At 31.4% G+C, this 23,569-nt stretch carries 20 protein-coding genes and 1 tRNA gene; 13 read left to right on the top strand and 8 right to left on the bottom strand.

The annotated features are described in order from the left end of the window. Positions 1-31 precede the first annotated feature (31 nt). Together ABD859_RS05535 and ABD859_RS05530 are read left to right on the top strand one after the other, a co-directional pair. The gene (locus ABD859_RS05535) at positions 32-208 is read left to right on the top strand and encodes a Sec-independent protein translocase subunit TatA/TatB (protein ID WP_091490157.1); all 177 of its coding nucleotides are present in this window, start codon (positions 32-34) and stop codon (positions 206-208) included. 108 nt (positions 209-316) lie between these two features. Next, positions 317-1,714 (top strand): glycosyl hydrolase family 8, encoded by a 1,398-nt coding sequence (locus tag ABD859_RS05530; protein ID WP_345141391.1) that lies wholly within the window; start codon positions 317-319, stop codon positions 1,712-1,714. 65 nt (positions 1,715-1,779) lie between these two features. Here the strand turns inward: ABD859_RS05530 and ABD859_RS05525 are convergent, their stop codons facing one another. Both ABD859_RS05525 and ABD859_RS05520 read right to left on the bottom strand, forming a co-directional pair. Then, the gene (locus tag ABD859_RS05525; RefSeq protein ID WP_345141389.1) at positions 1,780-2,409 is read right to left on the bottom strand and encodes a hypothetical protein; all 630 of its coding nucleotides are present in this window, start codon (positions 2,407-2,409) and stop codon (positions 1,780-1,782) included. Positions 2,410-2,624: 215 nt separating this feature from the next. Continuing rightward, complete coding sequence (locus tag ABD859_RS05520; RefSeq protein ID WP_345141387.1) at positions 2,625-4,748, bottom strand: Tex family protein; 2,124 nt, start codon at positions 4,746-4,748, stop codon at positions 2,625-2,627. A 116-nt stretch (positions 4,749-4,864) separates the two neighbouring features. Here ABD859_RS05520 and ABD859_RS05515 point away from each other — a divergent pair, with 116 nt between their 5' ends. After that, on the top strand, positions 4,865-5,134 hold the full coding sequence (locus tag ABD859_RS05515; protein ID WP_345141385.1) for a DUF1294 domain-containing protein: 270 nt from the start codon (positions 4,865-4,867) through the stop codon (positions 5,132-5,134). A 150-nt stretch (positions 5,135-5,284) separates the two neighbouring features. Here the strand turns inward: ABD859_RS05515 and rpiB are convergent, their stop codons facing one another. Both rpiB and ABD859_RS05505 read right to left on the bottom strand, forming a co-directional pair. Continuing rightward, entirely contained in the window at positions 5,285-5,716 is a 432-nt protein-coding gene (gene rpiB, locus ABD859_RS05510; protein ID WP_345141383.1) for a ribose 5-phosphate isomerase B, read from the bottom strand. 902 nt (positions 5,717-6,618) lie between these two features. Further along, positions 6,619-6,852, bottom strand: a complete 234-nt coding sequence (locus ABD859_RS05505) for a putative signal transducing protein (RefSeq protein WP_345141381.1) — start codon at positions 6,850-6,852, stop codon at positions 6,619-6,621. A 110-nt stretch (positions 6,853-6,962) separates the two neighbouring features. On the opposite strand from ABD859_RS05505, the gene rnr reads away from it, so the two are divergent. Genes rnr through ABD859_RS05490 form a run of 3 tightly spaced genes read left to right on the top strand, consistent with a single transcriptional unit; the run spans position 6,963 to position 10,535 of the window. After that, a complete protein-coding gene (rnr, locus tag ABD859_RS05500) occupies positions 6,963-9,143 on the top strand; it encodes a ribonuclease R (protein WP_345141379.1) in 2,181 nt (726 codons plus the stop codon). 28 nt (positions 9,144-9,171) lie between these two features. Further along, positions 9,172-9,840 (top strand): head GIN domain-containing protein, encoded by a 669-nt coding sequence (locus ABD859_RS05495; RefSeq protein WP_345141377.1) that lies wholly within the window; start codon positions 9,172-9,174, stop codon positions 9,838-9,840. Positions 9,841-9,854: 14 nt separating this feature from the next. Beyond that, complete coding sequence (locus ABD859_RS05490; RefSeq protein WP_345141375.1) at positions 9,855-10,535, top strand: LysE family translocator; 681 nt, start codon at positions 9,855-9,857, stop codon at positions 10,533-10,535. A 439-nt stretch (positions 10,536-10,974) separates the two neighbouring features. On the opposite strand, the gene ABD859_RS05485 is transcribed toward ABD859_RS05490, so the two are convergent. Both ABD859_RS05485 and folB read right to left on the bottom strand, forming a co-directional pair. Further along, positions 10,975-11,045: transfer RNA gene (locus ABD859_RS05485), tRNA-Cys, on the bottom strand. A gap of 94 nt (positions 11,046-11,139) precedes the next feature. Continuing rightward, a complete protein-coding gene (gene folB, locus ABD859_RS05480) occupies positions 11,140-11,499 on the bottom strand; it encodes a dihydroneopterin aldolase (RefSeq protein ID WP_345143866.1) in 360 nt (119 codons plus the stop codon). 118 nt (positions 11,500-11,617) lie between these two features. Between folB and ABD859_RS05475 the strand changes: the two genes are divergently transcribed. From ABD859_RS05475 to ABD859_RS05455, 5 genes are all read left to right on the top strand, one after another. Next, positions 11,618-13,735, top strand: a complete 2,118-nt coding sequence (locus ABD859_RS05475) for a glutamine--tRNA ligase/YqeY domain fusion protein (protein ID WP_345141372.1) — start codon at positions 11,618-11,620, stop codon at positions 13,733-13,735. Between the two features lie 1,149 nt (positions 13,736-14,884). Further along, positions 14,885-15,364 carry a hypothetical protein gene (locus ABD859_RS05470; protein WP_345141369.1) on the top strand — a complete coding sequence of 160 codons (480 nt, stop codon included), beginning with the start codon at positions 14,885-14,887 and terminating at the stop codon, positions 15,362-15,364. A gap of 80 nt (positions 15,365-15,444) precedes the next feature. Beyond that, on the top strand, positions 15,445-15,771 hold the full coding sequence (locus tag ABD859_RS05465) for a YtxH domain-containing protein (protein WP_345141366.1): 327 nt from the start codon (positions 15,445-15,447) through the stop codon (positions 15,769-15,771). A gap of 78 nt (positions 15,772-15,849) precedes the next feature. After that, positions 15,850-16,200: a competence protein gene (locus ABD859_RS05460; protein ID WP_345141363.1), complete on the top strand. Its 351-nt coding sequence runs from the start codon at positions 15,850-15,852 to the stop codon at positions 16,198-16,200. 5 nt (positions 16,201-16,205) lie between these two features. After that, positions 16,206-16,460: a DUF6327 family protein gene (locus ABD859_RS05455; protein WP_345141361.1), complete on the top strand. Its 255-nt coding sequence runs from the start codon at positions 16,206-16,208 to the stop codon at positions 16,458-16,460. Positions 16,461-16,480: 20 nt separating this feature from the next. Here ABD859_RS05455 and ABD859_RS05450 read toward each other — a convergent pair whose 3' ends face one another. Continuing rightward, positions 16,481-17,464, bottom strand: coding sequence for an SPFH domain-containing protein (locus ABD859_RS05450; protein ID WP_345141358.1), 984 nt, complete (start codon positions 17,462-17,464; stop codon positions 16,481-16,483). A 135-nt stretch (positions 17,465-17,599) separates the two neighbouring features. Further along, positions 17,600-19,105 carry a glutamate--tRNA ligase gene (gene gltX, locus ABD859_RS05445; protein WP_345141355.1) on the bottom strand — a complete coding sequence of 502 codons (1,506 nt, stop codon included), beginning with the start codon at positions 19,103-19,105 and terminating at the stop codon, positions 17,600-17,602. Positions 19,106-19,268: 163 nt separating this feature from the next. Here gltX and ABD859_RS05440 point away from each other — a divergent pair, with 163 nt between their 5' ends. After that, positions 19,269-22,682 (top strand): DUF4175 family protein, encoded by a 3,414-nt coding sequence (locus ABD859_RS05440; RefSeq protein WP_345141352.1) that lies wholly within the window; start codon positions 19,269-19,271, stop codon positions 22,680-22,682. Continuing rightward, a complete protein-coding gene (gene ybeY / locus ABD859_RS05435) occupies positions 22,679-23,098 on the top strand; it encodes an rRNA maturation RNase YbeY (RefSeq protein ID WP_345141349.1) in 420 nt (139 codons plus the stop codon). Before ABD859_RS05440 ends, ybeY begins: the two co-directional genes overlap by 4 nt. Positions 23,099-23,569 lie beyond the last annotated feature (471 nt).

The raw sequence follows: 23,569 nt of genomic DNA, 5'->3' as shown, positions 1-23,569 counted from the left end.
ATAAATTTGCTTCGGCACTAAATATAAAACGATGGGAAGATTAGGTCTTACAGAAATCCTTGTTATAGTAGGTATTGTGATATTACTTTTTGGAGGTAAAAAAATTCCAGAATTAATGAAAGGTTTAGGAAGCGGTATTAAAGAATTTAAAAATGCTGCTAAAGACGATCAACCTGCTGCTAAAAAACAAGACGAAGAAACAAAATAGTAACCTTCAACTTATTAAGATTATCCCAGACTGCAAATTGTGGTCTGGGATTTTTTTTATATCTAAAAAATCTTACTTTTAGGGTCCCTAAATTTATTAACAATAATTATGAAAAACCTACTTCTGATTACTGTTGCTTTTTTGTGCCTTAAAAGTACTGCACAAAAGCAGCCGTTTCCTGCCAATGTTGTTTTTAACAACGGCCTCATGCCTTCTGCAAAAAACAGCGAGGATGCAAAAAGCAATTACGATACATGGAAATCCAATTTTGTAGAAGCTTGCTCAAATGGACGTTATCGTGTAAAATTTGATAATCAAGCTGAAACTGTTTCTGAAGGAATTGGCTATGGAATGCTTTTAAGTGTTTACATGGCCGATAAAACTCTTTTTGATGGTCTTTGGCTGTATTATAAAGATAATGTAAACGGCAACAAAGTAATGAACTGGAAAATCAGCGGCTGTTCTGGCACCATTGGTCAAAACGGAGCTACTGATGCCGAACTTGATGCTGCTTTTGCCCTTATTGTTGCAGATTATCAATGGACAAGCACTGGAAATATTAATTATAAAAATGACGCAGCAGCCTTAATTTCTGCCATTAAAAATTATGAAATTGAAGCTAATACGTATGTTTTAAAACCCGGCGATCAATTCGGCGGAAGCCAAATTACAAATCCGTCTTATTTCTCGCCTGCATATTACAGAGTTTTTGGAACTTTTACAAATGATACCGCTTTCTGGACTCAGGTTGCAGCAAAATCTTATACCGTTATTAACAACAACCTGACAGTAAATAATGCGGTTGGCGGATTGGTTTCTGATTGGTGTGAAGCGTCTGGAGCTTATTCTTCACAAGCCGGCGGTTATAATAATGGCGGAAGAACATACAGTTATGATGCTGCCAGAACTCCGTGGAGAATTGCTGTTGACTATTTATGGTTTGGAAATGCTGATGCTAAAACCTACGCTAAAAAATCATCAGATTTTGTTCGTGTTAATCTTGGCGGCTCTGCAAATATTAAAGATGGTTACAATCAAAATGGTACTTTAAGCGGACAATGGCATAATGCTACTTTTGTAGGCGCTTTTGCTTGTGCAGCAATGGGCGGTGAAAATCAGGCGCATTTAGATGATTCTTATACCGATTTAAAAAACCTAAATGAACCAAACAGTTACTTCAATCATACTCTTAAAACACTATACTCCTTTTTACTAACAGGTAATTTCTATTTACCGCTAAACGCCAATTTGTCTAATGATACTTTTGATATTGAAAAATCTACAGTTACGCTTTACCCAAATCCGAGTGCTGATCGAATCACAATTAACGCACCTCAGCAATCAACTATTTCAGTAATTTCTCCTTCAGGAAGTATTATTCACCAGCAAAAAACAATCTCTGAAAACACCGAAATAAATCTGGCCAATCAGTCATCCGGAATTTATTTCGTAAAAATATCCAATGATGATTTTAAAAGCGTTACCAAAAAGGTGATTTTGAAATAATCTTAAAATAGAAACTCCCAAACTACAATTGTAATTTGGGAGTTTTAGATTTATATAAAAAGATATTATTTACATTTTTTAAATTTTTCAAAAATTTCAATTATTTGATTTAATACAGTATCTAATGTAAATGTTTCTTTTTCAATTGCTTCACTAATTTTGGGACAATCTACAAATACTTCTTTAGCCATTTTTTTCATTCTTGCATCTGTTCCATATGATCTAGCAACATTTCCCATAGAATTATACCCAAATACTAAATGGTCACTCCCTTTCTTTTCAAAGAAATACGACGAATTGGCTGATCTAAAATTATTAGTTTTATTACTTCCTTCGTCATATCTTTTACCAATTTTAAACTCTTTATCATAAATAATATTAAACCAGTATTTTTTTTTAGATTTAGAAAGCTTTCCTGAAAAAACATTTGCACCAGTCAAATACAAATATTCCATTGTAATTATTTTGCCTGATTCATATGTATAAACGATTTTACTAATTTCAATACTCGAAATTTTTTCTGTATCTGCATTATCATCTACTTTAAAACTAACTTTAGATTCATCATCTTCAACAAGTTTTGCTAAGCCTGTTTTAGGGCTTCCATTTGTCATATAGATAATGGCTTTATAAAATTTTGCATGTCCAATATTAGATAATAGCAATAAAACGGCGAGTAAAATTAATTTTTTCATGGTATTTTGGGTTAAAATTTTGGGCAAATATATATTATTAAGTAAGATTTATTCTAAAAAAACAGAATCAATAGATATATTCTTAAATAAGAAATTCAAGTATTTTAGTATCAATAATTTAAAAATAGAAACTCCCAAACTACAAATGTAATTTGGGAGCTTTTTTATTTAAGATTCCAACTTTTTGGAATTTGGGCTTTAATAAATCGAAATTTCTACAAAACCATCGTCAGTTGAATTCTCTTTCTGTCTTCATCAACCTCAGTAACTTTAACATCAACATGCTGATGTAATTTCACCACTTCGTTTACGTCGCTCACAAATCCAGCTTTTAGCTGTGAAATATGTACTAAACCGCTTTCTTTTATTCCGATGTCAACAAAACAGCCAAAGTTGGTAATGTTATTCACAATTCCCGGAAGAATCATTCCGGTTTTCAAATCTTTTATCGATTTTACGTTTGCATCAAATTCAAAAACCTTTGCAGACTTTCTTGGGTCTAATCCCGGTTTTTCAAGCTCTTTAATGATATCTTTTAGCGTTAATAAACCAATTTCTGGCGTAACATACTTTTCTGGCTTAATAAGCGCTGTTTTCTCTTTATTTGCAATTAATTCATTTAAAGAGATATTCAAATCTTTTGCCATCTTTTCAACAACCGGATAAGCTTCTGGATGCACCGCCGAATTATCGAGCGGATTTTTAGCATTTGTAATTCTAATAAACGCTGCTCCCTGTTGATACGCTTTATCTCCTAAACGCGGTACTTTTTTCAGCTGTTTTCTGTCTTCAAAAGGTCCGTTTTCAGAACGGTATTGAACAATATTTTCAGCAAGCTTCTCCCCGATTCCACTTACATAACTTAGCAAATGTTTACTTGCCGTATTAATGTTAATTCCAACCGAGTTCACGCAGCGAATTACTGTACTGTCTAATTCCTCTTTTAATTTGGTCTGATCCACATCATGCTGATACTGCCCTACTCCAATCGCTTTCGGGTCGATTTTTACCAATTCTGCCAACGGATCTGAAAGTCTTCTACCGATAGAAACAGAACCACGAACCGTTACGTCATAATTAGGAAATTCTTCTCTAGCCGTTTTTGAAGCCGAATAAACCGAAGCTCCAGCCTCAGAAACCACAAAAACCTGAATTGGTTTGTCAAACGCTATTTTTTTGATGAAAAATTCGGTTTCACGAGAAGCAGTTCCGTTTCCGATAGAAATCGCATCGATCTGATACGCATTTACCATCGAACGGATTTTCTTAATCGCCATTGTTTCCTCGTTTTGAGGTGCATGCGGATGAATCGTTTCGTTGTATAATAAATCGCCTTTTTCGTCCAGACAAACTACTTTACAACCGCTTCTAAAGCCCGGATCGATTGCCAAAATTCGTTTTTCTCCCAATGGTGGAGCCAATAATAATTGCCCTAAATTGTTAGCAAAAACCTGAATAGAATTCGCATCTGCTTTTGCTTTTGCTTCCTGTAACGTTTCATTTCCAATTGCCGGATTCAATAAACGTTTGTAACTGTCTTCAATCGCCAGCTGTAAATGAGATGTTGAATTATTTTGTTTTTTAATGATGATTTCGTCAATAACATCGTATGCATCGTCGATATCAACATCTATTTTCATTTTGATAAAACCTTCATTTTCTGCACGAAGCATCGCTAATAAACGGTGCGCCGGCGCTTTTGTCAACGGTTCTTCCCAATCAAAATACTGACTGAATTTCTGTGCTCCTTCTTCTTCCGCTTTCTTTTTTACAACCTTAGTTCCGATTGTCGCTTTTCGCTGAAATAATCTACGAAGCTGTTTACGAACATAAATATTTTCGTTTATCCATTCGGCTACAATATCTCTTGCACCTTGAATGGCGGCTTCTTCGTTAATCACATTTTCATTTAGATATTGTGTCGAAATAAAATCGAAATCAGCATCGCTTTCAGACATAATTAATTTTGCCAGAGGCTCAAGTCCAAATTCGCGCGCGACATCGGCTTTTGTTTTCTTTTTCTTTTTGTATGGAAGGTAGAAATCTTCAATTTCCTGCAAATCAAAACTGTCTTCAATTTTTTTCTTCAAATCCGGCGTAAGCGCTTTTTGCTCTTCGATCGATTTTAAAACCGCTTCTTTACGTTTAATAAGTGTATCGTATTCTTTCTGAAGTTTTGCAATCTGCTCAATAACAGTTTCATCAAGGTTTCCTGTCGCATCTTTTCGGTAACGCGAAATAAACGGAATCGTACAATCTTCCTCTAATAATTTTACTGTGTTTTGAATGCCGGCTGCAGGTGCCTGAACGGACTTGGCAATGAATTGAATATTAGTCATACTTTTAATGAAATGATTTCTTACTTAAAAAATGGTATAATTTACTTGTTAAAGCATTTCTGCAAAATAGTAAATCATTCGGCTAAAATAATATCTTTGTTTTTAATTTTAAGCCAATGAAAGTTTTATTACTATATTTTTTATTTATAAATGTTCTCGTTTTTATTTTTGCCGGATATGATAAGTCTCAGGCACGAAAAAACAACCGAAGAATTCCTGAAAAAACATTATTTCTCATGGCTTTTACAGGAGGTTCGCCTGGGTTATTAACAGCTATGTTATTATTTAAACATAAAACGAGTAAAACCTCTTTTATTATAAAGTTTACTTTGATTTTGGCTGTCCAGATTGCCCTTATAATTGCCTTTTATACTTATAAAAAGTAGATATTAACATTGTTGATAACTCAAAAAAGAATGTTTTTAAAGAATTTAAAAAACTGAATTACAGTTATTTAAATAAAAAACCGGACAAATTAAAAAATCGGCCCGGTGTGTTTATTAATAGGTGCGAAGCACCGAATTTTTTTTGACTTTTTACGAACAAGCAATTTTATTCACTCTGTTTTGGTGTCTTCCACCTTCAAAAGCAGTTTCAAGGAAAGTTTCAACAATTTCTACCGCCTGAGCAATCGAGGTGTATCTCGCCGGAATGCTCACAATATTTGCATCGTTGTGTAAACGTGTTAAATAGGCGATTTCTTTTGTCCAGCAAAGGCCAGCTCTCACTTTAGGGTGTTTATTAACAGTCATCGCGATTCCGTTACCGCTTCCGCATATTACAATTCCAAAATCGGCTTTTCCTTCAGAAACATCATTCGCAACCGGATGTCCAAAATCTGGATAATCTACAGAATCATCTGTATCTGTTCCGTAATTTGTTACTTCATAACCTTTTGCCTCCAGCATTTTTACAATTGCTTTTTTGTATTCTGGTCCGGCGTGATCGTTTCCTATCGAAATTTTCATTTTTAATACTATTAAGTTGTGTAGTGCAAATTTACTTAATTAATGAATGTTTGGCACGAATTCCACTAATTTTCACTAATTTCTTTTTTAATCTATAGTTTTAAACATTTTAAGATTTAGATTTCTAATTCATATAATTCAGAGCGTAGAAAACTGCTATAAATTGCACTAATCTTTTACTCATTACTTTTAAAATTACTCTTTTCAACATTATTACTTTATTCAATTATAATTACGCGAACATTTGTGAAATTCGTGGCAAATAACTAACATCTACAACTATCTTACTTTCAAAACCTTATAGGGTTATTAACAATTTTGATAACTTCATAAGACGCTGATATTCAATAAATAATAATTAGAATATTTGTTAAAATTTTGAGGTGTTAATTAGTGTTTGTAATTCGTTGATATTCAGTTAACTTTAAATTAACAGAAAATGTTAATAAGTTCGAAAAGAAAATTAGAAGTTTTTTTTGGTTGTTTTCAAAAATTTCATAATCCAAAAGTGAAATTAAATATGCAAGAAAAGTTTCGTGAATTTTTGGAAAAGTTATCAATATCAAAAATACCATTTTCAACAACTATGAACATATCAACTTATCTACAAAATCAACTTAAATTTGGTTGTCAACCGTTGTTAATTAAAATACAAAAAGTCTTATAAATTAATCATTTAACTAAAAATAACTATGTTGATAACTCAGAATAAATAAGTAAAACGAGATTTCAATGACTTCAAAAAAAAATTTATTCGACATATTAACACACTATAATAACCATAAATTTTTTTTAAATTTTTAAAAATCTTTTTTGTTGTATTTAATATATGTTGAAAACTAAAAAAGTTGAAAAGGAAAAATTTTATTTTTTGAATTGAATTTTTCTGATTGAATTTTGTTTCAGACGATTTTGAGAGGATTGTTGAGATTATCGAGGATTTCCTGAACTTGCTCGAAATCGTTTGGATGAACTTTGAGTTTGATCCCGCCGAGCGCATTGGAGTAAAATGGCATAACAGAAAGCGTCATTTCGTTTTCAAAAAAATAGGGAATTCCTTCCTGCTCTAATAAGTGTTTGAGAATGACCGTTTCGTGGTCGTAATTGAATACGGCGATTGTTTTAAAGCTTTCCATTTTAGGTCTTTTTGTAAATGTACGAAAAGTTATAATTTTAATAATTCTATTTGTTAAAATCTGTAATCTGATATCTTATTCGTAATTTTAAACTTTATAAGAAAAGATATATGAGTAAGAAAATTAGAAAGCCGATAAAAAAAGAGAAAGATTTCTCTGGAAAAATACTTAAGATTTTATCGCAAAACGCTAATAAACCTTTCAATTACAAACAAATAGGAGCTAAGCTTGAACTTGACGATACAAAAAGCAGAAATCAGATTATAAAGGATTTAAAGATTCTTGCTGCTCAAAAGAAGATTATAGAAACAGAACCTGGTAAATATTTAGTTAAAGCAATCAGTCAGGATTACTACGAAGGAACAATAGATATGACGAGCAGAAAAACGGCATATTTTATTTGTGACGAGTTTGAAGAAGATGTTTTTATTCCGACCAATAATTTGAATCGTGCATTAGACAAAGACAAAGTAAAAGTTTACGTTTATAACAGAAGAAAAGGAAAAAGACCTGAAGGTGAAGTAATTGAAGTTCTTGAAAGAGATAAAACAGAGTTTGTAGGTGTTATTGATATGCAGCCAAATTTTGCTTTTGTTTCTACTGCAAACCCTAAAATGTACACGGATATTTTTATTCCGAAAGATAAATTAGGAGAAGCAGAAAACGGAGATGTTGTTTTAGTTAAGATTGAAGACTGGCCAAAAAGAGCCGATAGTCCTTTTGGATCTGTAATTCGAGTTCTTGGAAAACCTGGAGAACACAATACAGAAATTCATGCGATTTTAGCAGAATATGGTTTGCCATCCGATTTTCCGGTAGAAGTAGAGGTCTATGCTCAAAAGCTGGATACTTCGATTCAGGAAGCTGAGATTGCAAAACGTCGTGATATGCGTGATACATTGACATACACGATAGATCCAAAAGATGCCAAAGATTTTGATGATGCTTTGTCTTTCAAAAAGTTAGAAAATGGAAACTTCGAAATCGGTATTCACATTGCCGATGTTTCGTACTATTTGGAAGAAGGAACAATTCTGGATGATGAAGCGTATCAAAGAGCTACTTCGGTTTATTTGGTCGATAGAGTAGTGCCAATGCTTCCGGAAGTATTATCGAATTTTGCTTGTTCACTTCGTCCGCATGAAGAAAAGTATACTTTCTCTGCAGTATTTGAAGTTTCTCCAACTGCACAAGTTATTAACCAATGGTTTGGTAGAACTGTAATTTATTCAGATCAGCGTTTTGCTTACGAAGAAGCGCAATATATCATTGAAACAAAAGACAATACCATTCCAGTTGATATTTCGATAACTGGAGAATCGTATGTTGTTCCGGATGAAATTGTTGAAGCTACTTTAAAACTAGATGAATTAGCGAAGATTTTAAGAAAGAAAAGAATGCAAAATGGTGCCATTTCTTTTGATAAAGTAGAAGTTAAATTCAATCTGGATGCTGAAGGAGAACCAGAAGGCGTTTATTTCAAAGTTTCTAAAGATGCCAATCATTTGATTGAAGAATTCATGCTTTTGGCTAATAGAAAAGTAGCAGAATATATTGGAAAACAAAAGAAAACTTTTGTCTATCGTATTCACGATGAACCAAATGAAGATAAATTAATCGCCATGCAGCAAGTTATTGCGAAGTTTGGTTATAAAATTGACTTTAGAAACAAAGGCGATATTTCAAAATCACTGAATGCTTTGATGGAAGAAGTAAACGGTAAAAAAGAGCAAAACTTAATTGATACTCTTGCCATTAGAAGTATGAGTAAAGCCAAATATTCGACAGATAATATTGGACATTACGGTTTAGCTTTTGATTATTACAGCCATTTTACATCGCCAATTCGACGTTATCCAGACGTTATGGTACATCGTTTGTTACAGTTTTATCTGGATGGAGGAGCTTCTGTTGATGAAGAAACTTATGAAACAAAATGTCTGCATTGTTCAAACATGGAAAGTTTAGCCACAAATGCTGAACGTGATAGTATCAAATACATGCAGGTTAAATACATGCAGGATCATCAGGACGAAGAATTCCTGGGCGTTATTTCTGGTGTTACCGAATGGGGAATTTATGTTGAAATTGTTTCTAACAAATGCGAAGGTATGGTTAGAATCAGAGAGATAAAAGACGATTATTATACTTTTGATGAAAAGCAGTATGCCTTAGTTGGTGCGACTTCAAACAGTATTTTACAATTAGGAGATGAAATTTACGTTAAAGTAAAAAATGCTGATTTAGTAAAAAAACAACTTGATTTTCATTTTTTACGAAGAGCTGAATAAAGTTGATTGTTAATTAAAAAAATTAGAGATGAAAAAATTAATTATAGGAGCTGCAATATTGATTTCACAAATATCATTTGCACAAGTTACCAAAGAATTAGGTGATTTTGATACCGTTAAAGTATTCGATAAATTGAGTGTAAAACTGGTTCAATCCTCTGAAAACAAAGTTGTAGTAAAAGGAGCGAGGGAAGCAGAACTTGAAGCGGTAAATAAAAATGGAATCTTAAAATTAAGAATGCCGTTTCCAAAACTATTATCCGGAAATGATTTAGATATTACCTTGTATTATAAACATATAGAACTGATAGATGTTAATGAAGGTGCTGCAGTTACAAGCAATGAAACCCTAAAAGCAACTTCTTTTAAAGTAAGTGCACAGGAAGGTGGAAAAATTAATGTAGATTTGAACGTTGATAAACTAAAAGTAAGTTCAGTTTCGGGCGGTGAAATCACAGCAACAGGTAAAGCAGATAACCTTGATGCGAGTTTAGGAGCAGGCGGATATTTCCTTGGAAGTAAACTTGCCACTTCTCAGACCAAAGTAAGCGTTTCTGCGGGCGGAAAAGCCGATGTTAATGCTTCGACCCTTGTCGATGCAAAAGTGAGCGCAGGAGGCTCTATTTACATTTATGGAAAACCAAAACAAATAAATCAAAAAACTGTTTTTGGTGGTAAAATAGAAGAAGTAAAATAACTAATTGTATTTGAATGATAAATGATATTGTAACTGGGCTTCCATGGGGACTTTTTTTAAGTTTTATGGTGGGTCCGGTATTTTTTATACTAATTGAAACCAGTATTACAAAAGGATTCAGAGCGGCAATGGCTTTTGATTTGGGTGTTGTTTTAGGTGATGTATTTTTTATAGGAATTGCATACTTAGGAAGTTACAGACTTATTCAGAGTTTAAAAGATAAACCGGCATTGTTTATTTTTGGCGGCATTATAATGCTCGCATACGGAATTATTTCTTTTGTAAGATTAAAGAACGATGAAAAAATGGATGACGAAGAAATTGACCGTGATATTATCAAGAGAAACTACGGCAGTTTGTTTATTAAAGGTTTTATCCTAAACGTTATCAACATTGGAGTTCTTGGTTTTTGGTTAGCCGTTATAATATCTGTTGGTCCAAAATTAGAAATGGTAAATTCAAGAATGTTTACTTTTTTTACCTCAGTTATCATTACTTATTTATTAGTTGACTGCATTAAAATTTTGTTAGCCAAACAATTAAAATCAAAATTAACACCAAATAACATTCTGAAAATTAAAAAAGGAATCAGTATTGTTTTGATGGTTTTTGGAGTCGTTTTAATAACCCAGGGCTGGTTTCCAAAAGAGAAAGAAATGGTTAAAAATGCTTTCGAAAGAATAGAAAAAAAGTAGTTGTTAATAACTCTAAATTATAAAATTAAACCTCTGAATTTCAGAGGTTTTTTTATGTTTATAAGTGATATTTAGATTTAGTTTGTCATTTCGACGAAGGAGAAATCTCCGCAAGAAACTCTACAAAGTATTTCAATCTTTATGGAATATTGTCGCGGAGATTTCTCCTTCGTCGAAATGACAAGATTGTTAAAATTGTTGTAGAATTGGGAAAGTTTAGAACAAAAAAAAGAGACACATTTCTGTATCTCTTTTTGAGGTTTTGTCCGGATTCGAACCAATATCTTTAATTAATTTTTTCTAAAAATTAGACATAAAAAAAACCTTCAAATTGCTTTGAAGGTTTAGAGGCATCATCCGGATTCGAACCAATATCTTTAATTAATTTTTTCTAAAAATTAGACATAAAAAAACCTTCAAATTTCTTTGAAGGTTTTAGAGGCATCGTCCGGATTCGAACCGGAGTAGGAGCTTTTGCAGAGCCCAGCCTAGCCGCTCGGCCACGACGCCATTACTTGAACGGATGGCAAAAGTAACTAAAATCTTTAAATTTCAAAAGTTTCGAATGAAGTATTTTAAAAATTTAAGCTTTTAATTTTAAAAATTACTTTCTAATTTCCGTCATTTTTATCGTAACTGATTCTACATCACCACCAATAGGAGGATTGATTTTAGAAACCCAAACTGTTGTTTTTTCTACAGTTTCTATCTCATTTAACACTCGAATATTGATTCTTTTGGCAACATGTTCTAATAAATGCGAACGAATTGCCATTTCTTCTGTCACAATTTTGTTCAAATGAACGTAATCAACAGTGTCTAAAAGATGATCTGTTTCGGCTGATTTCTGTAAATTGGTTTTAATTTTTAAATCAACTGTGTAATCAGAACCAATTTTTCCTTCTTCAATTAGACATCCGTGGTACGAAAAAGTTCTGATGTTTTTTAATTTTATAATGCCCATTTCTAAATTTAGTTTCAAGTTTTAAGTTTCAAGTTTAGAGTAAGTTTCCAAAGAAAACCACAAACCATAAACTATAAACTATAAACTTTTTTATCTTTGCTAAAATTACTATAAAATAATGGCATCAGAAGAGAAATCACTCAATTTTATTGAACAAATCATAGAGGAAGACGTAAAATCAGGTCTTTCAAATACTAAGCTTCGCTTTCGTTTTCCACCAGAACCTAATGGTTATTTACACATTGGGCACGCAAGTTCTATTGCTTTAAATTTTGGTTTAGGAATTGATTATCAGTCACCTGTAAATTTACGTTTTGACGATACGAACCCAGAAAAAGAAGAGCAGGAATTTGTTGATGCTATTAAAAAAGATGTAGAATGGTTAGGATATACCTGGGCAGAAGAATGTTATGCTTCAGATTATTTCCAGCAATTATACGATTGGGCTGTTTTATTGATTAAAAAAGACAAAGCCTATGTTGACAGCCAGACTTCTGAGGAAATGGCTGCTCAAAAAGGAACTCCAACAACTGTAGGAACAGATAGTCCATACAGAAATCGTTCTGTTGAAGAGAATTTAGATCTTTTTGAAAGAATGAAAAACGGTGAATTTGAGGCTGGTACACATATTCTTCGTGCTAAAATTGACATGAAATCAACAAACATGTTAATGCGTGATCCAATTATGTACAGGATTTTACACAAACATCACCATAGAACTGGAGACGATTGGAAAATCTATCCAATGTACGATTGGGCACACGGACAAAGTGATTATTTAGAGCAGATTTCTCACTCATTTTGTACACTAGAATTCCTGCCTCATCGTGAACTTTACGATTGGTTTTTAGATCAAATTTTAGATGAAAATAAACTGCGTCCAAAGCAAAGAGAATTTGCAAGACGTAACTTATCACATACTGTTGTTAGTAAAAGAAAATTACAGCAACTAGTTAAAGAAAAGCATGTTAACGGTTGGGATGATCCTAGAATGTCAACTATTTCAGGGTTAAGAAGACGTGGTTATACAGCTGCATCTTTGCGTAATTTTGCTAACACAATTGGTATTGCAAAACGTGATAATTTGATCAACGTTTCGGTTTTAGAATTTTGTATTCGTGAAGATTTAAACAAAATTGCACCTCGTGTAATGGCTGTTTTAGATCCTGTAAAACTTGTTATTATTAATTATCCGGAAGGAAAAGAAGAGTGGTTAGAAGCAGAAAATAATCAGGAAGATGAAAATGCAGGTTTCAGAAAAGTGCCTTTTTCTCGTGAATTATACATTGAAAGAGAAGACTTTTTAGAAGAAGCTCCAGCTAAATATTTCCGTTTGACTTTAGGAAAAGAAGTACGCCTTAAAAATGCGTATATCATTAAAGGAGAATCAGTTGTAAAAGATTCTGAAGGCAATATTACTGAAATTCATGTGACTTATGATACCGATTCTTTAAGCGGAAGCGGGACAGAAGCAAGCCAAAGAAAAGTATCTGGAACATTGCATTGGGTTTCTATAAAACATGCTTTGGAAGCGGAAGTTCGTTTGTACGATCGTTTGTTTACAGATGAAGCTCCGGACAGTTATAAAGACAAAAATTTCTTAGATTTTGTAAATCCAAATTCATTAGAAATTGTAACCGGATATGTTGAACCAAGTTTATCAACAGCTCAAAATGAAGATAAATTTCAGTTTCAACGTTTAGGTTATTTTACTGTTGATAAAGACTCAACTGATTCAAAATTAGTATTTAACAAAACAGTTGGGTTGAAAGATGCCTGGGAAGAAAAGGGTAAAAAAGAAGAAAACAGCATCAACAATTCTTTAAAAGATATCAACAAATATTTTAAAGTTGAGACTAAACCAGAACGAATTGCAATTGAAAGTGCAATAGGGGAGAACATCAAAAATGTTTCAAGTTTCTCTTTATTGCAGAATTCTTTAAAGAAAAATATCAACAATAATAAGAGTTCATTGTTGTTTGCTCAGTTTATTTTGAAGTATTCAAGCTTGAAATCGGCTGATGTTGAAGCAGAAGATATTCACAAATTATATTCAATGTCTTTAAAAAGTGAATCGACTTATGTTCGTTCTAAAGCACTTTTGAATTTAAGAGATATTGAAAATGAATATCTGAGAAATCAGTTTGATGACGAAATTTTGAAATTATATTCAAATCCACCAAAAAATGCTTCAGAAAGAGAAATTGAAATTCTTTCTGAAATGGTGAAGAAGTAATATCAACTTAATTTATGAAAAGCGCTTTTATAAGCGCTTTTTTTTATTATATAGATTAACTATTGAAAATTTAAATTTTATAATTTTTATAAATTAAAAATAGCTTTCATAAATTAATTTTAAGCTAATTTTAAAAATCTTCCGACTTCCTTTTCCTATTTTTAATAATCATTCAATAGAAAGCTTTATTTTAATTTTTACTTTTTTAAAACAAATTTTTTAGTAAAGTATAGGTTTTATTTAAGTTTTTTAGTTTTTAGTATAATTAAAATTTATTTAATATATGTAATTGATATAGAATTTAATTTTTATTTATTTTGATTATTATTTATAAAATTTATTGAAATTTTATTTTTAATATATTTTATAGATTAAAATTGACTTTCATAGATTTAATTTGCGACAACTTTAAAAATCTTCCGACTTCCTTTTCATAATTTTTAAAATCATTTCTTAAAAAGCTTAATTTAAGTTTTTGTCAATTTTAGGACAATTTTCAAATTTTCAACAGTCAAATTTTCCTTTTTGTCCTTTTAAAGTTTATTTTCAATCTCAAATTTTAAAATCTAAGGTTTTTATTAGTATAATTTTAATTGATTGATTTATTATAATAAAAGTTTTTATTAATTATTTATTAAATTGATTTTAATATTAATTTGTATAATTTATTTTTATTGAAATCAACCTTCATATATTGATTTTAAGACGTTTTTTAAAGTTAATCGATAGATAACTCATTTTTTTAATTATTGTTAATTTAGACTCTTTATTTAACTTTTAGCTGTTATTTTAGTCAGTTTAACGCGTTGTTAACACACAATTGTTTATAAAGTTGCTATTTTTAACTCAATACCAAAGTCAGAGATGATTTTATAGAAAATTGATATTTCCGATTAGATTCTAAATTGAATTGTAAGCTTAAAATAAAAAGACAATTTTTATCTTGGTTTTCAATCTAAAAAGAATTCTTGAAAAGACAATTTTATGTTCTGTTTTTTATTGTGATGTGGTTTTGATAATATTTCGCGTAAAAGGTATTTTTCAAATTACTTCATAATTATGAAATTTCCATAGCATTAGTTTTAGGTTACAATTTGTTTTTTATAATTCAATCTGTCAATTTTTAATTTTAATCTAAATTCAATTATCATGAAAATTTTATATTTTACGCTGGCAGTGTTATTTGCAAATGTTGCAATTTCTCAAACACATCAAATTACTAAACATAATGGAGAACAACTGGATGTTAATTTCATTAAAAATGAAAATGGTTTAATTTATTATTCTCTTAACGGAAGTCAGGAAGAAGTAAAAATTAGCAAACATGCTGTTTCATCTATTACAAATAAACAAACAAAACAAACTCAGAAAATCTCTGATAAAATTGTAGTTGACTCAAAAGATGATTACAAAATGGTAACTGTTCTGCCTCAGGAAAAGACAATTGGACTGAAACAGGCAGCTAGTTTTACAGGTGTCTCGACTAGGACAAAAGGTGAACCGCCAATTGCAAATCAAAAACAAACTGCAATGAGAATCAAATCTAAATCAGCTTCAAACGGTTATCCTTTTGTGAGTATAATAGAAAAAGCTGATGGTAAATATGAAGCAGTGAGTTACGTGTATTAATTTTATTGTTAAATTTTAAATTAAGGAGTTTAGAATTTTAAAAAGAAGTATCTTTAGTAATAATTTAAAATTGTAATATCATGTCTAAGAACTTAAATACGGCAGCAGCAATTTTAGCTGCAGCAGCTGCGGGAGCGGCAATCGGAATTTTATTTGCTCCAGATAAAGGATCAAAAACTCGAGCAAAAATTAAGGAAGGTTTTGATGATGCAAAACATAATATAAAAGATTCTTTTGATGCTAGTTCTGAAGTCCTTCGTGAAAAGTTCACAAGTGCAACTCAAAATCTTGATGGAACGCTAACAGAATTACTATCAAATGTAAGTTACAAAACAGAAGAAGTGATCACTTTTTTAGAATCTAAACTAGCTGATTTAAAAGCACAAAACGCTAAACTTCAAAAATAATAATAATTACAAAGAGCACATTACTGGCTTATTTCTATAAGTAGTTTTGTGCTTTTTTTTATTTTTTAAAATTCAATTATGGCTTTCGAAGAATTAAAAGAAAACACCGAAAAAATCCAGGAACAAACTAAAGTCTACATAGATAGTCATTTAGCTTACTACAAACTTTGGGGTTTTAAAGTTGCAATGAAATCAACAACTTTAATATTTAAGTTTACCTTGATTTTATTATGTTTCAGTATGGTAATGATTTTTGGATCTTTTGCCGCTGCTTATGCATTTGGTTCTTTGTTTGAAAGTAATGCACTTGGATTTTTAGCAGTAGGAGGGATCTATTTAGTGTTTACTATTTTACTTTTCTTTATAAAAGATAAAATGGTTGAAGGTCCAATTTTAGAGAAATTTTCAGAAATATTTTTTAACGATTAAGAATTATGGAGAAAAAAAAATACTCGTCTTATGCTGAAATCGAAAGAGATTTAGAAATTTTGAAACTTGAAAAAGAGATTAATTATCAGAAATTAGTTTTGAGTTTTCAGAAAACTAAAGAAAGCATTACACCGCAAAATTTAGTTAATGGATTTGTTTCATCTTATACAGATTATGTTAAGAAATCATATCCAGAAATTTTACAATCAATTATTCCCTTTATAATCAATTGGTTTATAAATAAAAAAAGAGGCAGTTAAGCCTCTTTTTTATTTTGTCATTATTGCTGAACATCTGGTTGAATGTCATCTTCATATCCAGATTGAGGCTGAATTGGTTTTGGTTTTTCTATTTTTTTACTATGTTTTTTCATCATTTCACCAACTTGGTTTGATGCTGAAAAAGAAGCTACCATATTATTCAACATATCACTTCCGGCTTGTGGAGAATTTGGAAGTAAGATTAGGTTAGAATTTGCATCGGCACCAATTGCTTGTAAAGTATCGTAATGCTGCGTAACAACAATTAGGGCAGAAGCTTCCTGAGAATTAATACCTACATTGTTTAAAACTTCAACACTTTCTACAAGACCTCTTGCAATTTCACGACGCTGATCTGCAATACCTTGACCTTGTAAACGTTTACTTTCGGCTTCGGCTTTTGCTTTTGCAACGATTCTAATTCTTGAACTTTCAGCCTCAAATTCTGCAGCAGTTTTTTCTCTGTCAGCAGCGTTGATTCTGTTCATGGCATTTTTTACCTGAATGTCCGGATCAATATCAGTAACCAAAGTATTGATGATATCATATCCGTAAGTAGACATTGCTTCGTTTAATTCGCGTTTTACTGCAACGGCAATATCATCTTTTCTTTCAAAAACATCATCCAATTTTAGTTTTGGAACTTCGGCACGAACGACATCAAATACATATGAAGTAATCTGATCATGTGGATATTCTAGTTTATAAAAAGCTTCATATACTTTTTCCTGAATCACTTTAAACTGAACAGAAACTTTCATTTTAATAAAAACGTTGTCTCTTGTTTTGGTTTCGATGATAACATCAAGCTGTTGAATTTTAAGATTTACACGTCCTGCAATTCTGTCTACAATTGGAATTTTTAATTGCAATCCTGAATTTCTAACACTCAAAAATTTTCCAAATCGTTCAATGATGATAGAGGTCTGTTGTTTTACAGTAAAGAAAGACGACATGAAAATGAAGAATGCCAATACTAGTAAGATAATAAATGCTGTACTCATGGTTATTTAATTTATATTTATGATTTTGGTAAATTACGAAAATTCTTCTAAAATAAAAGTTTTAGACATTAAAAAAACGCTAAGAACATTTTTGAAAATGCATCCTAGCGTTTAAAATTTTAAATTATATTTTGATTACAAAGCTGTAATTGCTTTTTGGATTCTGGAAATAGTTTCTTCTTTTCCAATGATTTCTACAATGTCAAATAGGTGAGGACCTTTTAATGCTCCAACCAAACTTAAACGGAAAGGCTGCATAACTTTACCCATACCAATTTCGTTTTTAGTTAACCAGTCTTTTACAATTGTTTCAATATTTACAGAAGTAAAATCTCCAATATTTTCTAGAACAGAAATCAATTGCTGCATTAAAGCCGGAGTTTCTTCTTTCCAATTTTTGCTTGCTTTTTCATCATATGATATTGGTGCCTGGAAAAAGAAATCAGTTAAATCCCAAAATTCTGAAACGAAATTTGCTCTTTCTTTTATCAATGAAACGATTCTCGTAACATCATATTTAGAAACATCAACACCTTTTTCTACTAAAATAGCAGAGAAGGTTTTCGCTAAATCTGCATCATTTTGTTTTACTAAATATTGGTGATTAAACCATTTATTTTTCTCTGGATCAAATTTAGCTCCTGCTTTATGAACTCGGTTTAAGTCAAAAGCTTCTGCTAATTCATCTAAAGAAAATAACTCTTTATCTGTTCCATCATTCCAGCCTAAAAGAGAAAGGAAGTTTACAACAGCTTCAGGGAAAAATCCGTTTTCTCTGTAACCAGATGAAACACCTTCTTCAGTTTTCCATTCTAAAGGAAATACAGGGAATCCCATTTTGTCTCCATCTCTTTTAGATAATTTTCCGTTTCCAACAGGTTTTAAAATCAAAGGTAAATGTGCAAATTCCGGAGCGTCCCAGCCAAATGCTTTGTATAATAAAACGTGAAGTGGCATTGAAGGAAGCCATTCTTCACCACGAATTACATGTGAAGTTTCCATTAAATGATCATCAACAATATTGGCCAAATGATACGTTGGCATTCCGTCACTTTTAAAGAGAACTTTATCATCAAGAAGATTCGTTTCGAACTTAACATCACCGCGAATGATATCTTTTAAATTTAAAGTTTCATCAACCGGAGTTTTAAAACGGATAACATAATGCTCTCCATTTGCAATTCTTTTAGAAACTTCATCAGCAGAAATTACCAAAGATGTATCCAGTTTTTCACGATTGGTATGATTGTAAATAAAAGTTTTTCCTTCTGCTTCTTGCTCTTTTCTTAAAGTATCAAGAGCTTCAGGAGTATCAAAAGCATAATATGCCCAGCCAGAATTAATAAGCTGATCGGCATATTGCTGGTACAAATCTTTACGTTCGCTTTGTCTGTACGGACCAAATTTTTCATTTTTCCCAACCGTTTCTTCAGGAGCAATTCCTAACCATTCTAAAGCTTCCATAATATAAGCTTCAGCTCCGGGAACAAAACGAGTCTGATCTGTATCTTCAATTCTCAGATAAAAAACACCGTTATGTTTTTTGGCAAATAAATAATTAAATAGGGCAGTACGCACTCCGCCAATATGTAATGGTCCAGTTGGACTTGGTGCAAAACGCACACGAACTTGCTTTGACATTTGTTTAAATTTTGATGCAAAGATACAACATTACTTAAATTCCAAATTTTTAAAAATTCCAAATTCCAAGTTTGTATTGCAGTTGGAATTTGGAATTTATTTTTTGGAATTTGAATCTCAATAATTACTACTTTTATGGGTTATAATTAAAAGAGATTTTATTTTGAAAACATCATCTGCAATATATCAGAAGTTAGAAGGATTTATTAAAAAATATTATACCAATGAACTAATAAAAGGAGCACTTCTTTTTATAGGTTTTGGACTTTTATATTTTCTATTTACGCTTTTTGTGGAATATTTTCTATGGCTTAAACCCGTAGGAAGAACACTTTTATTCTGGTTATTTATTGCAGTCGAAGTTTTCCTGTTGTTTCGATTTATATTATTTCCAATTTTTAAACTCTTCAAACTTCAAAAAGGAATAGATTACAATCAGGCTTCGGCGATTATTGGAAATCATTTTACAGAAGTAAGCGATAAGCTTACGAACTTTTTGCAGCTTTCATCTCATGAAAATTCTGCAGAAAGTTCAGAGTTGATGTTAGCTTCTATAGAACAAAAAGCAAATTCTTTACAGCCAATTCCATTTGGAAATGCTATCAATTTTAAATCAAACAAGAAGTATCTGCCATTGGCTTTGATTCCGGTTTTGTTATTTGCTGTGTTTTTTGTTTCTGGAAACAGTAATATAATTTCTCAGAGTTTTAATAGAGTAGTACATTTCAATGCTTCTTTTTTACCACCGGCTCCTTTCAAATTTGTAGTGCTGAATGACAATCTGCAGACAGAACAAAACAAAGATTTTATTGTAAAAGTAGAAACAGAAGGAAACGTTGTTCCGGAAAATGTTATGATTCATATTGGCGATGAAAGCTATTTTATGGAATCTTCTCAAACCGGAAAGTTTGAATTTAAGATTGAAAAACCAACTTCAGATGTTGCTTTTTCTTTTGAAGGAAATTCAGTTTCATCAAATGAATATGAATTAAAAGTTATTACAGTTCCTTCGATTGCCAACTTCGAAATGATTTTAAACTTTCCATCCTACCTAAAAAAGAAATCAGAAATTATTCAGGGAACCGGAAATGCGATTGTTCCTGAAGGCACAACTGTAACCTGGAGAATGAATACGCAGTCTACTCAAGAGGTTGTTTGGAAAGATGAGAACGCTAGTTTTAACTTTAAAAAGGATGAAAACGAGTTTAAACTGGCTAAAAATATAGTTCAAAATACAGAATATCAAATTCTTACCTCAAATAATAAGGTCAAAAACTACGAAAAACTAGATTATCAGCTGTCTGTTATTAAAGATCAAAACCCAACAATTACAGTTGCGCCAGCTCCAGACAGTTTAAAATTAGATAAGAATTATGTTTTAGGGAGACTGGGTGATGACTACGGTTTATCGAAATTACAGATTGTTTATTACGAACATGGAAAACCTCAAACTGCTAAACGAGGAACCATTCCTGTAAAGCAGGCAGTGTTTGATCAGTTTGTTTTTAACTTTCCAAGTAACCTTGCTGTTCAGGAAGGAGTATCGTATGAATACTATTTTGAGGTTTTTGATAATGATGCATTGCATGGATTTAAGAGTACAAAGTCTTCGACATTTTTAGATCGAGTTTCTACTACAGATGAAATTCAGGATGCAGAATTACAACAGCAAAATGCTAACATAAACAGTTTATCTAAATCATTAAAGAATCAGGAAAAGCAATTTTCTGAAATGGATAAGCTGAAAAATACAGGAAAAGAAAAAGACAATTTAGAGTTCAAAGATCAGCAGAAAGTAAATGATTTTATTAAACGTCAGAAACAACAAGACGAAATGATGAAGCAGTTTGCTGAAAAAATGAATAAGAATTTAGATAAATACAGCTCTGAAAAAAAGGATAAAACTGCAGATGATTTACAAAAACGTTTAGATAATGCAGAGAAAGATCTAGAGAAAAATCAAAAACTTTTAGATGAATTAAAGAACCTAAACGATAAATTAAACAGTGAAGAACTGTTTGATAAGATGGAAAAGTTCAAACAAATCAGTAAAAACCAATCTCGTAATTTAGAACAATTAGTTGAATTAACGAAACGTTTTTATGTAGAAAAGAAAGCAGAACAGGTTGCTGAAAAATTAAATAAACTGTCAGAACAACAGGAACAGTTATCTAATAAAGACAAAGAAAACACAAAAAAGAAGCAGGATGATATCAATAAATCATTCGATAAAATACAAGAAGATCTTAAAGATTTGAAAGACGAAAACAATTCTTTAAAGTCTCCTTTGGATATTCCTAAAGATGCTTCAAAAGAAAAAGATGTAAAAAATGATTTAAATAAAGCTTCAGAAGAACTAAGTAAAAACAATTCTTCATCGGCAAAACAAAAACAAAAGAGCGCTTCAAAGAAAATGAAGAGCATGGCTCAGGAAATGAGTTCGAGTATGGAAGGCGGAGAACAGGAACAATTAAAAGAAGATGTTGCCATGCTTCGTCAGATTCTGGATAACCTTTTAGCATTTTCATTATCTCAGGAAGAGGTAATGAAACAATTTAAATCGATGAAATTAGGTTCATCTGCCTTTACAAAAAACATAAAAATTCAGCAGAATTTAAAACAACAGTTCCGTCATGTCGATGACAGCTTGTTTGCGATGTCTCTTAGAAATCCAAAAATTGCAGAAGATGTAACAAAGGAAATTGGAAACGTACAATATAATATGGACAAAGCGATTGAAGTTTTAACCGATGTACAAATACCAAAAGGAGTTTCTCACCAGCAGTATGCTGTTTCATCTGCAAACAAACTGGCTGATTTTTTAAGTGACTTATTAAATAATATGCAGATGCAAATGTCTAAACCAGGAACTGGAAAACCAAAACCGGGTGATGGACAAGGAATGCAATTACCAGATATTATTCAAAAACAAAAAGGTCTGGCTGATAAAATGAAAGAAGGAATGAAGCCAGGTGACAAACCAGGAAGTGGTCAGCAGGGAAAAAGCGGAGAAGGAAAACCAGGACAAGGTAACCAAAATGGTCAGGGTAAAGATGGAAATGGAAAAGGAGAATCTGGTAAAGATGGAAAAGACGGACAAGGTAAAAACGGTCAGGGAAATAAAAATGGAGGTAAAGATAATGAAGGAAATGAAGGTGACGATGGAGAAGGAGATGCAGAAAAGATCATGGAGATTTACAAAGAGCAGGTAAAACTTCGTGAAGCATTACAAAAAGAATTAGCTAAAAAAGGTTTAGATGCACAAGGAAGAGCAGCGATTGAACAAATGAAAGCTACGGAAAAACAGATTTTAAATAAAGGTTTTAAAAATGAAAACCTGCAGAGAATCTTAAATATTCAGCAAGAACTATGGAAATTAAATAACGCAGTTCAGGAACAAGGACAAGATACGAAGCGTCAATCTGAAACAAATAAGGCTGAATTTTCTAATAAATCAAATGCGTTACCAAGCTCATTAACTGAATATTTAAATAGTGTAGAAATTTTAAATAGACAATCGCTACCTTTGCGCTCAAATTTTAATCAAAAAGTTCAAGAATATTTTAATACAAAATGATAAACTTTAATTACGAAACCGAATTTACTTTAGAAAATGAACAAGCTTATACCGATTGGTTAAGCGCTGTAATTGTTTCTGAAAAGAAGAATGAAGGTGAAATTAATTATATATTTTGTGATGATGATTACCTGCATAAGATAAATGTAGAGTATTTAGATCACGATACACTAACAGATATTATTAGTTTCGATTATACAGTTGGTAATGAAATCAGCGGAGATATTTTTATTTCTGTAGAAAGAGTAGAAGATAATGCAAAGGATTTTAATGTTTCTTTTGAAGAAGAATTAAAGCGTGTTATTGCTCACGGCATTTTACATTACTGCGGATATAAAGATAAAACAGATAAGGATGCAGAATTAATGCGTTCAAAAGAAGATGAAAAAATTAGTATGTTTCACGTGGAACAATAATTAAACATCTAAAAAAGCTATATAGATTTTATGTTCCACGTGAAACACTATATATAATAAAGACAATAAAAGATGGTTCCACGTGGAACAGTTTGTTTTAAAAGTGTAGAATTTTTAAATTTTAAGCGTTCCACGTAAAACGTTTTAAAAGAAAATAAATCTATTTTTAAGAATTGATATAAAGAAATTGTTTCACGTGGAACGTAAATATGAAGAAATTCTATTCTGAAAATGATAATTTAATTAATCGTTCCACGTGGAACGATTTTAAAATTTGATAGAATTTTTTCGTTTTTTTTAGTTTGAATAATGTGTTCCACGTGAAACGTTTCTGATTTGAAAAGATTAATATTTGTTTTTAAATGATACATAAGAAAAGTTTTGAAATCAAAATTTGACTGAATGTGTTTCACGTGGAACGTGTGATTTTGAAATTTTTGGATTTGAAAATTTAGTGTTTTGTTTCCACGT

It is taken from the genome of Flavobacterium ginsengiterrae, from assembly GCF_039539785.1.
Taxonomy (GTDB): domain Bacteria; phylum Bacteroidota; class Bacteroidia; order Flavobacteriales; family Flavobacteriaceae; genus Flavobacterium; species Flavobacterium ginsengiterrae.
Note: the sequence above shows the minus strand (reverse complement) of the source record. Positions and strands in the feature narration are given on the sequence as shown.